This is a genomic window from Paraburkholderia sp., assembly GCF_050742655.1.
GTDB lineage: Bacteria > Pseudomonadota > Gammaproteobacteria > Burkholderiales > Burkholderiaceae > Paraburkholderia.
In genome coordinates, this window is record NZ_JBOIGG010000004.1 from 322,355 (window position 1) to 335,961 (window position 13,607).

A 13,607-nucleotide genomic window follows, 5' to 3' on the forward strand; every position below is an offset into this window, starting at 1 on the left:
GTGCGCCATCCGTTTCGTCCTATCGACGACCCAGCCACGACGGAACGAGACGATGTCCCAACAACGAAAGAAACTGGTGGTCGGCAACTGGAAGTTGCATGGTCGGCTGGCCGACAATGCGGTTCTGCTGGATGCCGTTGCGCAGGCGGCCAGCCGGTTGCCGGAGCAGGTGAAGGTTGGCGTGTGCGTGCCGTGTCCGTATCTCGCGCAGACGCAGACGTTGCTGGCCGGTAGCGTCGTCGGTTGGGGTTCGCAGGACGTGTCGGCGCATCTGCAGGGCGCGTACACCGGCGAGGTTGCAGCGGAGATGGTGGCGGAGTTCGGTGCGACGTTCGCGATCGTCGGGCACTCCGAGCGGCGCGCGTATCACCGCGAAAGCGCGGATCTCGTCGCGATCAAGGCGGGGCGTGCACTGACGGCGGGTTTGACGCCGATCGTATGTGTCGGCGAAACGCTCGAGCAGCGCGAAGCCGGTACGACGGAGCAGGTGGTCGGTGTGCAGCTCGACGAAGTGCTCGCGAGGCTGTCGCTCGAAGAAGCCGCGCGTATCGTGGTCGCCTACGAGCCGGTCTGGGCGATCGGCACAGGCAAAAGCGCGACGGCGGCTGAAGCGCAGGCGGTTCACGCGTTTCTGCGGAAGCTTCTCGTGGCGAGAGGTGCAGAGGTAGGCGGCGTATCCGTGCTGTATGGCGGAAGTGTGAAGCCGGATAACGCGGAAGAGTTGTTTCGTCAGCCGGATATCGATGGCGGCCTGATTGGCGGCGCATCGTTGAAGGCACAGGATTTCCTCGCAATCTGCAACGCAGCAGCCGCGACGCTTTGAGCGGCAGGCGTGCAGGCGAGGTGGCTCGAGGCGGCATGCGTGGCATGTCGTCCGATTAAATGAGACTCGGGTGGTGTGATGCTGTATTTGAAGACATTGATTATCGTCGTGCAGTTGCTGTCGGCACTGGGCATCATCGGCCTCGTATTGCTGCAGCACGGCAAGGGCGCGGACATGGGTGCGGCATTCGGTAGCGGCGCATCGGGAAGCCTGTTCGGCGCGACCGGTTCTGCGAACTTTCTGTCGCGAACGACTGCGGTGCTCGCTGCGGTTTTCTTCGTGTCGACACTCGCGCTGACCTACCTCGGCTCTTACAAATCGAGGCCTTCGGCGGGTGTGCTCAGTGAAGCGGTGACGGCTCCGGTCGCGGCTTCCGCAGCGTCTGCGCCGGTCCCTGGATCGACGCCGGCCGCGGCTTCCGCAGCATCGACGCCGGGCCAGGACGTACCGAAATAAATTTTCGATCGGCGCGGTTTTGTGCGTTGAACAAACTGTTTGAACCAGTTACAATTGCTGTCTTGAAGCGATTCGCGGGTTTTATTGGTTGTTTTCCCGGATTGCAGACAGTGCCGACGTGGTGAAATTGGTAGACACGCTATCTTGAGGGGGTAGTGGCGAAAGCTGTGCGAGTTCGAGTCTCGCCGTCGGCACCAATGTTATCTAATGCCAGCCGATTGCTTCGCTTCGGCTGGCATTTCTACTTCTGGTCCACGGATTACTGTGGGCTGACAGCGTCAAGCAGGCCGAAGTAAATGACGCGCCGGTGTTACGCTCCGGCAGTACACCGAACCAACCGATTGAGGATAGTCTTGAACCTCGCAGCCTATTTCCCCGTTTTGTTGTTCCTCCTCGTGGGCACCGGTTTAGGCGTAGCACTGGTCAGCATTGGCAAGATCCTCGGTCCCAACCGGCCCGACACCGCGAAGAACGCACCGTACGAGTGCGGCTTCGAAGCGTTCGAAGATGCGCGCATGAAGTTCGACGTGCGCTACTACCTCGTGGCCATCCTCTTCATCATTTTCGATCTTGAAACGGCATTCCTGTTCCCGTGGGGCGTGGCCCTGCGCGACATCGGCTGGCCGGGGTTCATGTCGATGATGATTTTTCTGCTCGAATTCCTGCTGGGCTTCGCCTATATCTGGAAGAAAGGCGGTCTCGACTGGGAATGACGGGTTAATGCCGGTTTGCATGGGCGGCCATGGCTAGCCGCCCGTCTGGAGTGGAAAGAAAATGAGTATCGAAGGGGTCTTGAAGGAAGGGTTTGTCACCACCACGGCTGACAAACTGATCAACTGGACGCGCACCGGCTCGCTGTGGCCGATGACGTTCGGTCTCGCGTGTTGTGCGGTCGAGATGATGCATGCGGGCGCGGCCCGCTACGACCTCGACCGCTTCGGCGTCGTGTTTCGTCCCAGTCCGCGTCAGTCGGATGTGATGATCGTCGCGGGCACGTTGTGTAACAAGATGGCACCGGCTCTTCGCAAGGTCTACGATCAGATGGCCGAGCCCCGCTGGGTGATCTCGATGGGGTCGTGCGCAAACGGCGGCGGCTACTATCACTACTCGTACTCGGTGGTGCGTGGCTGCGACCGCATCGTGCCGGTCGACGTCTACGTGCCGGGCTGTCCGCCCACCGCGGAAGCGCTGGTCTACGGCGTGATCCAGCTGCAGGCCAAGATCCGCCGCACCAACACCATCGCCCGACAATAAGGCCAGAGCCTTCCCCACACTATGGCAAGCAAACTCGAGACCCTGAAAGCGAACCTCGAGGCGGCCTTTGGCGGCCGCCTGCTGAGCGTGACCGAAGCGATCGGCGAACTGACGATCGTCGTGAAGGCGAGCGAATATCTCGACGTCGTCACGCGTCTGCGCGACGATCCCACGCTGCGCTTCGAGCAACTGATGGACCTGTGCGGCGTCGACTACCAGACCTACGGCGACGGTGCGTACGAAGGCCCGCGTTTTGCGGCCGTGCTGCATCTGCTGTCGATCGCGAACAACTGGCGCGTGCGCGTGCGCGCGTTCGCCCCTGACGACGAAGTGCCGATCCTGCCGTCGGTCGTCGAGATCTGGAGTTCGGCCAACTGGTACGAGCGCGAAGCGTTCGACCTGTACGGCATCGTGTTCGAAGGCCATCCTGACCTGCGCCGCATCCTGACCGACTACGGTTTCATCGGTCACCCGTTCCGCAAGGATTTCCCCATTTCCGGCTACGTCGAAATGCGTTACGACCCGGAAGAGAAGCGCGTCGTCTATCAGCCAGTGACGATCGAGCCGCGGGAAATCACGCCGCGCGTGATCCGCGAGGATCGCTATGGCGGTCTGAAACACTAAGAGAACGCCATGGCAGAGATCAAGAACTACACGCTCAACTTCGGCCCGCAGCATCCGGCAGCGCACGGCGTGCTGCGCCTCGTGCTCGAGCTCGACGGCGAAGTGATCCAGCGCGCCGACCCGCACATCGGCCTCCTGCACCGCGCCACTGAAAAGCTCGCGGAAAGCAAAACCTTCATCCAGTCCGTGCCGTATATGGACCGTCTCGACTACGTGTCGATGATGGTCAACGAGCACGGCTACGTGATGGCAATCGAAAAGCTGCTCGGCATCGACGTGCCGATCCGCGCGCAGTACATCCGCGTGCTGTTCGACGAAGTCACGCGCGTGCTGAACCACCTGATGTGGATCGGCTCGCACGCGCTCGACGTCGGCGCGATGGCGGTATTTCTGTACGCGTTCCGCGAACGCGAAGACCTGATGGACGTGTACGAAGCGGTGTCCGGTGCACGGATGCACGCGGCGTACTACCGTCCGGGCGGCGTCTATCGCGATCTGCCTGACGCAATGCCGCAATACAAGGCGTCGAAGATTCGCAATGCGAAGGCGCTGTCGAAGATGAACGAAACGCGGCAAGGGTCGCTGCTCGACTTCATCGAAGACTTCTTCAACCGCTTCCCGACCTGCGTCGACGAATACGAAACGCTGCTCACCGACAACCGGATCTGGAAGCAGCGGCTCGTCGGCATCGGCGTGGTGAGCCCGGAGCGGGCGCTGCAGCTCGGCATGACCGGCGCGATGCTGCGCGGCTCGGGCATCGAATGGGATCTGCGCAAGAAGCAGCCGTACGAGGTGTACGACAAGCTCGACTTCGACATCCCGGTCGGCGTGAACGGCGACTGCTACGACCGCTATCTGGTGCGGGTCGAGGAAATGCGCCAGTCCACGCGGATCGCGAAACAATGTATTGAGTGGCTGCGCAAGAATCCTGGCCCGGTGATGATCGACAATCACAAGGTCGCGCCGCCGTCGCGCGTGGGCATGAAGTCGAACATGGAAGAGCTGATCCATCACTTCAAGCTCTTCACCGAAGGTTTCCACGTGCCCGAAGGCGAAACGTACGCGGCCGTCGAACATCCGAAGGGCGAGTTCGGTGTCTATCTGATTTCCGACGGCGCAAACAAGCCGTATCGCCTGAAAATTCGCGCGCCGGGGTATGCGCATCTGTCGGCGCTCGACGAAATGGCGCGCGGCCACATGATCGCCGACGCTGTGACGATCATCGGTACGCAGGACATCGTGTTCGGCGAAATCGATCGCTAGGTTGGGTCGTTAGGCGATCATCATCGAGGCGCGTGCCCGCATTGTCCCCGCGGCGCGTGTCTAGCAAGGAACGCCGGGTCTGTCGCAACAGGTTGTGCGCGGCAGGTTTTCGTTCGGTAGGAATTGATAGAGTCGTGTCTGAAAATGATCTCAGCTGAAGGCCTGAAAGAAATCGATCGCGCGTTGACGAAGTACCCCGCCGATCAGAAGCAGTCCGCCGTGATGTCGGCGCTGGCCGTCGCTCAGGAAGAGCACGGCTGGTTGTCGCCCGAACTGATGCAGTTCGTTGCGGACTATCTCGGCATGCCTGCCGTCGCCGTGCAGGAGGTCGCGACCTTCTACACGATGTACGAGACGTCGCCGGTCGGCCGCCACAAGATCACGCTCTGCACGAACCTGCCGTGCCAGCTCGGTCCGGACGGCGGCTCCGAAAGCGCGGCCCATTACCTGAAGCAGAAGCTCGGTATCGACTTCGGCGAAACCACGCCCGACGGCAAGTTCACCCTGAAGGAAGGGGAGTGCATGGGTTCGTGCGGCGATGCGCCGGTGATGCTCGTGAACAACCACCGCATGTGCAGCTTCATGAGCCGCGAGAAGATCGACCAGCTGCTCGAGGAACTTTCGAAATGACGTCTCTCCACGATCGTCACATCAAACCGCTGATTCTCGCTGGCCTCACGGGCGACAACTGGCATCTCGAAGACTACGTCGCGCGCGGCGGCTACAAGCAGCTGCGCCGCATCCTGGAAGAAAAGATTCCGCCCGAGCAGGTGATCGCCGACGTCAAGGCGTCGGGTCTGCGCGGCCGTGGCGGCGCCGGCTTCCCGACGGGCCTGAAGTGGAGCTTCATGCCGCGTCAGTTCCCGGGGCAGAAGTACCTCGTCTGCAATTCGGACGAAGGCGAGCCGGGCACGTTCAAGGACCGCGACATCCTGCGCTGGAACCCGCATTCGCTGATCGAAGGCATGGCGATCGGTGCATACGCGATGGGCATCACGGTCGGCTACAACTACATCCACGGCGAGATCTGGGAAACCTACAAGCGCTTCGAAGAAGCACTTGACGAAGCGCGTCGCGCGGGTTTCCTCGGCGACAACATCATGGGCTCGGGCTTCAAGTTCGAACTGCATGCGCACCACGGCTACGGCGCGTACATCTGCGGCGAAGAAACTGCGCTGCTCGAATCGCTCGAAGGCAAGAAAGGCCAGCCGCGTTTCAAGCCGCCGTTCCCGGCGAGCTTCGGCGTGTACGGCAAGCCCACGACGATCAACAACACGGAAACATTTGCTGCCGTGCCTTTCCTGCTCGAGATCGGCCCGCAGGCGTATCTCGAACTCGGCAAGCCGAACAACGGCGGCACGAAGATCTTCTCGATCTCGGGCGACATCGAGCGTCCGGGCAACTACGAAGTGCCGCTCGGCACGCCGTTCGCGACGCTGATGGAACTTGCCGGCGGCATGCGCGGCGGCAAAAAGATCAAGGCGGTGATTCCGGGCGGCTCGTCAGCGCCGGTGATCCCCGGCGACATCATGATGCAGACCGACCTCGACTACGATGCGATCGCGAAGGCCGGCTCGATGCTCGGCTCCGGCGCGGTGATCGTGATGGACGAAACGCGCTGCATGGTGCGCGCGCTGCTGCGTCTGTCGTATTTCTATTTCGAAGAATCGTGCGGGCAGTGCACGCCGTGCCGCGAAGGTACCGGCTGGCTGTATCGCGTCGTGCATCGTATCGAGCACGGTCAGGGCCGCGCGGAAGATCTCGACCTGCTGAACTCGGTCGCCGAAAACATCATGGGTCGCACGATCTGTGCCCTCGGCGATGCGGCGGCGATGCCGGTACGCGGGATGCTGAAGCACTACTGGGACGAATTCGAATATCACGTCGCCCACAAGCATTGTCTCGTCGGCGGTCATGCCGATGCGGCGGCGGCGACGGAAACGGTCGCTGCTTGAGCGGCATCACGGCAAACGATTCAGCGGTAACAGGTTAAGGAAGATTGACCATCATGGTTGAACTTGAAATAGACGGCAAGAAGGTCGAGGTGGCCGAAGGCAGCATGGTGATCCAGGCTGCGCACAAGGTCGACAGCTACATCCCTCATTTCTGCTATCACAAGAAGCTGTCGATCGCGGCGAACTGCCGGATGTGTCTCGTCGAAGTCGAGAAAATGCCGAAGGCGGTGCCCGCCTGCGCGACGCCGGTCTCGGCCGGCATGATCGTGCGCACGAAGTCCGACAAGGCGGTGAAGGCACAGCAGTCCGTGATGGAATTCCTGCTGATCAACCACCCGCTCGACTGCCCGATCTGCGATCAGGGCGGCGAGTGCCAGCTGCAGGATCTGGCGGTCGGCTACGGCAAGTCGGGCTCGCGCTATAGCGAAGAAAAGCGCGTCGTGTTCCACAAGAACGTCGGCCCGCTGATCTCGATGGAAGAGATGACGCGCTGCATCCACTGCACGCGCTGTGTGCGCTTCGGCCAGGAAGTGGCCGGCGTGATGGAGCTCGGCATGCTGGGCCGCGGCGAGCATTCGGAAATCACGTCGTTCGTCGGCAAGACGGTCGACTCCGAACTGTCGGGCAACATGATCGACCTGTGCCCGGTTGGCGCGCTGACCAGCAAGCCGTTCCGCTACAGCGCCCGTACGTGGGAACTGTCGCGCCGCAAGTCGGTGAGCCCGCACGATTCGGTCGGTGCGAACCTTACCGTCCAGGTGAAGAACAACCGCGTGATGCGCGTGCTGCCGTTCGAGAACGAAGCAATCAACGAATGCTGGATCTCGGACAAGGACCGCTTCTCGTATGAAGGTCTGAACAGCCCGGAACGTCTCACGCAGCCGATGCTCAAGCAGGGCGGCAAGTGGGTCGAGACCGACTGGCAGACCGCGCTCGACTACGTCGTGAAAGGTCTGTCCGGCATCAAGGGCGATCACGGCGCGGATGCGCTGGCTGCGCTCGCGAGCCCGCACAGCACCGTTGAAGAACTGTTCCTGCTGAAGCAGTTCGCACAGGCCGTCGGTACGCCGAACATCGATTTCCGTCTGCGCCAGGCCGATTTCTCCGTGGCACCGACCGGTGCGCCGTGGCTCGGCACGAAGATCGCCGAACTGTCGAATGTCGACGCGGCACTCGTGATCGGCTCGTTCCTGCGTCGCGATCATCCGCTGCTTGCCGCGCGTCTGCGCCAGGCGGCGAAGTCGGGCGCGAAGCTCACGCTGTTGCAGGCGACGAACGACGACGCATTGATCCCGCAAGCGCAGCGTATCGCTGCCGCGCCGTCCGCGTGGCTCGCCGAACTCGCGGGCATCGCCGCAGCGGTGTCCGAAGCGCGTGGCGTCGCGTTGCCTGAAGCGTTTGCCGGTGCGAAGGCATCGGACGCAGCGAAGCAGGTCGCGGCATCGCTCGCGAACGGCGAACACCGTCTCGTGCTGCTCGGCAATAACGCTGTCCAGCATCCTGAATTCGCAAGCCTTCATGCCGCCGCGCAATGGATCGCCGAACAGACTGGTGCCACGCTCGGCTTCCTGCCGGAAGCGGCGAACACGGTCGGCGCGCATCTGGTCGGCGCACTGCCGGGCGAAGGCGGCCTGAATGCGCGTGAAGCATTCGAGCAGCCGCGCAAGGGCTATCTGCTGCTGAACGTCGAACCCGAGTTCGACACGGCAAATCCGGCGCAGGCGCTCGCGGCGCTGAACCAGGCCGAGATGGTCGTCGTGATGTCGCCGTTCCAGATCGGTGCCGACTACGCCGATGTGCTGCTGCCGGTCGCGCCGTTCACCGAAACGGCTGGCACGTTCGTCAACGCGGAAGGCCTGTCGCAAACCTTCAACGGCGTCGTGCGTCCGCTCGGCGAAACGCGTCCTGCATGGAAGGTGCTGCGTGTGCTCGGCAGCCTGCTCGGCGCATCGGGCTTCGAATTCGATACCGCGGAAGAAGTGCGTAACGCGGCGCTCGACGGCGATCTGTCGTCGCGTCTGTCGAACCGCACGCAGGCTCCGGTTGCACGCGGTGCAGCCGGAGTTGCAAACACCGCGAACGGCGCGTTCGAGCGCATCGCCGATGTGCCGATCTACCACGCGGATTCGCTCGTGCGCCGTGCGGAATCGCTGCATCTGACCGCCGCGGCCCGCGTCGCGAACACGGTCGGGTTGCCCGCAGCCTTGTTCGACAAGCTGGGATTGAAGGACGGCGACGCGGTTCGTGTCCGTCAGGGAGAGCGCTCGGTGCAGTTGCCGGCCGTGCGCGAGGCGAATCTTGCGGAGACGGTGGTCCGCGTGTCGGCGGCGACTCCCGCCGGTGCCGCGCTGGGCAGCCTGTTCGGTGAACTGCTGGTGGAGAAGGTGTAAATGAGCCTGTTCGATACGATCAACTCGGGCGGCACCCAGCTTCTCGGCGTCGCGTGGCCTACGGTGTGGGCGCTGGTGCGCATCCTCGTGGTAGCCGTCGTGATCCTGCTGTGTGTCGCGTACCTGATCCTCTGGGAGCGCAAGCTGATCGGCTGGATGCACGTGCGCCTCGGGCCGAACCGTGTCGGTCCGGCCGGTTTGCTGCAACCGATCGCCGACGTGCTGAAGCTGCTGCTGAAGGAAGTCATCCAGCCGAGCCAGGCGAGCCGCTGGATCTACCTGATCGCGCCGATCATGGTGGTCGTGCCGGCGTTCGCGGTGTGGGCGGTGATTCCGTTCCAGGCGGGCGCGGTGCTCGGCGACATCAACGCCGGTCTGCTGTACGCGATCGCGATTTCGTCGGTCGGCGTGTACGGCGTGATTCTCGCCGGCTGGGCGTCGAACTCGAAGTACGCGTTCCTCGGCGCGATGCGCGCCGCGGCGCAGATGGTGTCGTACGAAATCTCGATGGGCTTCGCGCTCGTCGTCGTGCTGATGACGGCCGGCACGCTGAACCTGTCCGGTATCGTCAACTCGCAGGAGCATGGCATCTTCGCGAGCTACGGCCTCAACTTCCTGTCGTGGAACTGGCTGCCGCTACTGCCGATGTTCGTCGTCTACTTCGTGTCCGGCATCGCCGAAACGAACCGCCACCCGTTCGACGTGGTGGAAGGGGAGTCGGAGATCGTCGCGGGCCACATGATCGATTACTCGGGGATGGCGTTCGCGCTGTTCTTCCTCGCCGAGTACATCAACATGATCGTGATCTCGGCGCTCACAGCGACGCTGTTCCTCGGCGGCTGGAGCGCACCGTTCGGGTTCCTGTCCTTCGTGCCGGGCATCGTGTGGCTGGTGCTGAAGGTGTTCTTCCTGCTGTCGGTATTCATCTGGGTGCGTGCGACGTTTCCTCGCTACCGCTACGACCAGATCATGCGCCTCGGCTGGAAGGTGTTTATTCCGGTGTGCGTGGTGTGGCTGATCGTGGTCGGCTTCTGGATCATGTCGCCACTGAATATCTGGAAATAGAGGCGGATGACTCCATGACCGCAATTCAAAACTTCTTCAAGACGTTCTTCCTGACCGAGTTGTTGCAAGGTCTGGCGCTGACGGGACGCTACACGTTCAAGCGCAAGGTCACCGTGCAGTTTCCGGAAGAGAAGACCCCCATCTCCCCGCGTTTTCGCGGCCTGCACGCGCTGCGCCGCTATGAGAACGGCGAAGAGCGCTGCATCGCGTGCAAGCTGTGCGAGGCCGTGTGCCCCGCGCTCGCGATCACGATCGAATCGGAAACGCGCGCGGACAACACGCGCCGCACGACGCGCTACGACATCGATCTGACCAAGTGCATTTTCTGCGGTTTCTGCGAGGAGAGCTGCCCCGTCGATTCGATCGTCGAGACGCACATCCTCGAATATCACGGCGAAAAGCGCGGCGACCTGTACTTCACGAAGGACATGCTGCTGGCCGTTGGCGACCGCTACGAAGCGGAAATCGCGGCGAGCAAGGCGGCAGACGCACCGTACCGTTGATGCTTGCTGTATCGGCCCGCGCATGCGGGCGGGCGCCGCGGCTTTCCACCGCCGCGGCACGGCGTTCCTGTGCTGCTGTTTGCGCGGTGCGCGCGCCAAAGAACCTTGGCTGACGTTGGCCTAACGATGAACCGGTAATCATGGAATTCACGACCGTACTGTTCTACATCTTCGCGCTGCTGCTGACCGTGTCAGGGCTGAAGGTGATCACTTCGCGCAACCCGGTGGCGGCCGCGCTGTTCCTCGTGCTCGCGTTCTTCAACGCGGCCGCGATCTGGATGCTCCTGGAAGCGGAATTCCTCGCGATCCTGCTGGTGCTCGTCTACGTCGGCGCAGTGATGGTGCTGTTCCTGTTCGTCGTGATGATGCTGGACATCAATCTCGACGTGCTGCGGCGCGACTTCAGGCGCTTCGTGCCGATGGCGACGATCGTCGGCGCGATCATCGTGGTCGAGACCGCGCTGATCCTCTGGCACGGCTACGGCGCGACGACGACCGTGGTGCGCGATGCGTCGCTGGCGGTGCCCGGCACGTCGCCCGACTGGTCGAACACGCGTCTGATCGGCAAGCTCATCTACACGGATTACATCTTCGCGTTCGAAGTCGCCGGCCTCGTGCTGCTGGTCGCGATCATCGCGGCGGTCGCGCTGACCACGCGGCACGCGAAGGACAGCAAGCGCCAACGCGTGTCGGATCAGGTCAAGGTGCGCAGCCAGGACCGCGTGCGCATCGTGAAGATGGCATTCGAGAAGTCCGTGGCGCAGGAAGCGGCGGATTCGGCCAAAGCAGCGCAGGCGGCGAAAGATGCTGCGGCAACCGCTGCACCCGGCGCGGCTCCGGGCAGCAAAAGCTGAGCGGACAGGAGAAAAAACATGTTGACCCTTGCTCACTACCTCGTACTCGGCGCGATCCTGTTTGCGATCAGCATCGTCGGTATTTTCCTGAACCGCCGCAACGTGATCATCATCCTGATGGCGATCGAGCTGATGCTGCTGGCGGTGAATACGAATTTCGTCGCGTTCTCGCACTATCTCGGCGACCTGCACGGCCAGATCTTCGTGTTCTTCGTGCTGACCGTTGCCGCGGCTGAAGCGGCCATCGGCCTCGCGATTCTGGTGACCCTGTTCCGCAGCCTCGACACGATCAACGTCGAGGATCTCGATCAGCTCAAAGGTTAATTTCAGGCAAAGCTGTTATGTCAACGACACTTAACGAAAACCTGCTGCTGGCGGTTCCGCTCGCACCGCTGGCCGGCTCGCTGATCGCGGGGCTGTTCGGGAAGACAGTAGGGCGCAAGGGCGCCCACACGGTCACCATTCTCGGCGTCGCGATTTCCTTCATCCTGTCGGCGATCGTCCTGCTCGACGTGATACAGGGCGCGAGCTTCAATGCGACCATCTACGAGTGGCTGTCGGTCGGCAAGCTGAAGTTCGAAGTCGGCTTCCTCGTCGACTCGCTGACCGCGATGATGATGTGCGTTGTGACCTTCGTGTCGCTGATGGTGCACATCTACACGATCGGCTACATGGCCGACGACGACGGCTACCAGCGCTTCTTCTCGTACATCTCGCTGTTCACGTTCTCGATGCTGATGCTCGTGATGAGCAACAACTTCCTACAGCTGTTCTTCGGCTGGGAAGCGGTGGGTCTTGTCTCGTACCTGCTGATCGGCTTCTACTACACCCGTGAAAGCGCGATCTACGCGAACATGAAAGCGTTCCTCGTGAACCGCGTCGGCGACTTCGGCTTCCTGCTCGGCATCGGCCTGCTGCTCGCGTACGGCGGTTCGATGAACTATCAGGACGTGTTCGCGAAGAGCCACGAACTCGCGGCGCTTTCGTTCCCGGGCACCAGCTGGGGCCTGCTGACAGTCGCGTGTATCTGCCTGTTCATCGGCGCGATGGGTAAGTCGGCGCAGTTCCCGCTGCATGTGTGGCTGCCCGATTCGATGGAAGGCCCGACGCCGATCTCCGCACTGATCCACGCGGCAACGATGGTGACGGCCGGCATCTTCATGGTGACGCGGATGTCGCCGCTGTTCGAACTGTCGGACAGCGCGCTGTCGTTCGTCACCGTGATCGGCGCGATCACCGCGCTGTTCATGGGCTTCCTCGGCATCGTGCAGAACGACATCAAGCGGGTCGTCGCATATTCGACGCTGTCGCAGCTCGGCTACATGACGGTCGCGCTCGGCGTGTCCGCGTACCCGGTCGCCGTCTTCCACCTGATGACCCACGCATTCTTCAAGGCGCTGCTGTTCCTCGGCGCGGGTTCGGTGATCATCGGCATGCACCACGACCAGGACATGCGCAACATGGGCGGCCTGCGCAAGTACATGCCGATCACGTGGATCACGTCGCTGGTCGGTTCGCTGGCGCTGATCGGCACGCCGTTCTTCTCCGGCTTCTATTCGAAAGACTCGATCATCGATGCGGTGAAGCTGTCGCATCTGCCGGGTTCGGGCTTCGCGTACTTCGCGGTGGTGGCGAGCGTGTTCGTCACGGCGCTGTACTCGTTCCGGATGTACTTCCTCGTGTTCCACGGCGAAGAGCGCTTCCGCGGTCCGAAGCATCCCGAGTCGCCGATGGGCATCGAAGCAGCGGCTGCCGCGGCGCATGGCCATGACGATCACGGCCACGGTCATGATCACAGTCACGACGATCACGACCACGCGCATGAACCGCACGAAACGCCGTGGGTGGTGTGGGTGCCGCTCGTGCTGCTCGCGATTCCGTCAGTCGTGATCGGCGCGATCGCGGTGGGTCCGATGCTGTTCGGCGATTTCTTCCAGCACGGTGTCGCGTTCAGCCAGGTGATCTTCATCGGCGACAACCATCCGGCGCTGCACGAGATGGCTGAAGAATTCCAGGGCTGGGCGCAGATGGGTCTGCATTCGGTCGCGGGGCTGCCGGTGTGGCTCGCGCTCGCGGGCGTCGTCGTCGCGTGGTTCCTGTACCTGAAGCGTCCGGATCTGCCGGCCGTCGTCAAGCGCGCGTTCGGCCCGATCTACACGCTGCTGGATAACAAGTACTACATGGACAAGATCAACGAAGTGGTCTTCGCGAAGGGCGCCGTGGCGATCGGCCGCGGCCTCTGGAAAGAGGGCGACGTCGCGGTCATCGACGGTATCGTCAACGGAAGCGCACGCTTTATCGGGTGGTTCGCCGGCGTGATCCGCTTCCTCCAATCCGGTTACATCTACCACTACGCGTTTGCCATGATCATCGGTATGTTGGGGCTCCTAACCCTGTTTGTAACGCTCGGCGGCAAATAA

At 62.3% G+C, this 13,607-nt stretch carries 14 protein-coding genes and 1 tRNA gene; all 15 read left to right on the forward strand.

What is annotated here, in order from left to right:
* The first annotated feature begins 52 nt into the window (after positions 1-52).
* The 15 genes from tpiA to nuoL all read left to right on the forward strand — a co-directional run bounded on the left by tpiA (position 53) and on the right by nuoL (position 13,607).
* Complete coding sequence (tpiA, locus tag ACREXZ_RS08690) at positions 53-823, forward strand: triose-phosphate isomerase (RefSeq protein ID WP_431763639.1); 771 nt, start codon at positions 53-55, stop codon at positions 821-823.
* 78 nt (positions 824-901) lie between these two features.
* Positions 902-1,279, forward strand: a complete 378-nt coding sequence (secG, locus tag ACREXZ_RS08695) for a preprotein translocase subunit SecG (RefSeq protein WP_431763640.1) — start codon at positions 902-904, stop codon at positions 1,277-1,279.
* 112 nt (positions 1,280-1,391) lie between these two features.
* Positions 1,392-1,476: transfer RNA gene (locus ACREXZ_RS08700), tRNA-Leu, on the forward strand.
* Between the two features lie 156 nt (positions 1,477-1,632).
* A complete protein-coding gene (locus ACREXZ_RS08705; RefSeq protein WP_431763641.1) occupies positions 1,633-1,992 on the forward strand; it encodes an NADH-quinone oxidoreductase subunit A in 360 nt (119 codons plus the stop codon).
* Between the two features lie 61 nt (positions 1,993-2,053).
* A complete protein-coding gene (locus ACREXZ_RS08710) occupies positions 2,054-2,533 on the forward strand; it encodes a NuoB/complex I 20 kDa subunit family protein (RefSeq protein ID WP_006052903.1) in 480 nt (159 codons plus the stop codon).
* A gap of 21 nt (positions 2,534-2,554) precedes the next feature.
* On the forward strand, positions 2,555-3,157 hold the full coding sequence (locus ACREXZ_RS08715) for an NADH-quinone oxidoreductase subunit C (protein ID WP_431763642.1): 603 nt from the start codon (positions 2,555-2,557) through the stop codon (positions 3,155-3,157).
* A gap of 9 nt (positions 3,158-3,166) precedes the next feature.
* On the forward strand, positions 3,167-4,420 hold the full coding sequence (locus ACREXZ_RS08720; RefSeq protein WP_431763643.1) for an NADH-quinone oxidoreductase subunit D: 1,254 nt from the start codon (positions 3,167-3,169) through the stop codon (positions 4,418-4,420).
* 144 nt (positions 4,421-4,564) lie between these two features.
* Positions 4,565-5,050 carry an NADH-quinone oxidoreductase subunit NuoE gene (nuoE, locus tag ACREXZ_RS08725; protein WP_431763644.1) on the forward strand — a complete coding sequence of 162 codons (486 nt, stop codon included), beginning with the start codon at positions 4,565-4,567 and terminating at the stop codon, positions 5,048-5,050.
* Positions 5,047-6,375 carry an NADH-quinone oxidoreductase subunit NuoF gene (gene nuoF / locus ACREXZ_RS08730; protein ID WP_431763645.1) on the forward strand — a complete coding sequence of 443 codons (1,329 nt, stop codon included), beginning with the start codon at positions 5,047-5,049 and terminating at the stop codon, positions 6,373-6,375. The genes nuoE and nuoF overlap by 4 nt, the downstream gene beginning before the upstream one ends.
* 53 nt (positions 6,376-6,428) lie before the next feature.
* Positions 6,429-8,765: an NADH-quinone oxidoreductase subunit NuoG gene (gene nuoG / locus ACREXZ_RS08735; RefSeq protein ID WP_431763646.1), complete on the forward strand. Its 2,337-nt coding sequence runs from the start codon at positions 6,429-6,431 to the stop codon at positions 8,763-8,765.
* Entirely contained in the window at positions 8,766-9,830 is a 1,065-nt protein-coding gene (gene nuoH / locus ACREXZ_RS08740) for an NADH-quinone oxidoreductase subunit NuoH (RefSeq protein ID WP_431763647.1), read from the forward strand.
* Positions 9,831-9,844: 14 nt separating this feature from the next.
* Positions 9,845-10,333, forward strand: a complete 489-nt coding sequence (gene nuoI, locus ACREXZ_RS08745; protein ID WP_431763648.1) for an NADH-quinone oxidoreductase subunit NuoI — start codon at positions 9,845-9,847, stop codon at positions 10,331-10,333.
* 140 nt (positions 10,334-10,473) lie between these two features.
* On the forward strand, positions 10,474-11,187 hold the full coding sequence (locus tag ACREXZ_RS08750; protein WP_431763649.1) for an NADH-quinone oxidoreductase subunit J: 714 nt from the start codon (positions 10,474-10,476) through the stop codon (positions 11,185-11,187).
* A gap of 18 nt (positions 11,188-11,205) precedes the next feature.
* Positions 11,206-11,511: an NADH-quinone oxidoreductase subunit NuoK gene (gene nuoK, locus ACREXZ_RS08755; RefSeq protein WP_091018293.1), complete on the forward strand. Its 306-nt coding sequence runs from the start codon at positions 11,206-11,208 to the stop codon at positions 11,509-11,511.
* Between the two features lie 17 nt (positions 11,512-11,528).
* Complete coding sequence (gene nuoL, locus ACREXZ_RS08760; protein ID WP_431763650.1) at positions 11,529-13,607, forward strand: NADH-quinone oxidoreductase subunit L; 2,079 nt, start codon at positions 11,529-11,531, stop codon at positions 13,605-13,607.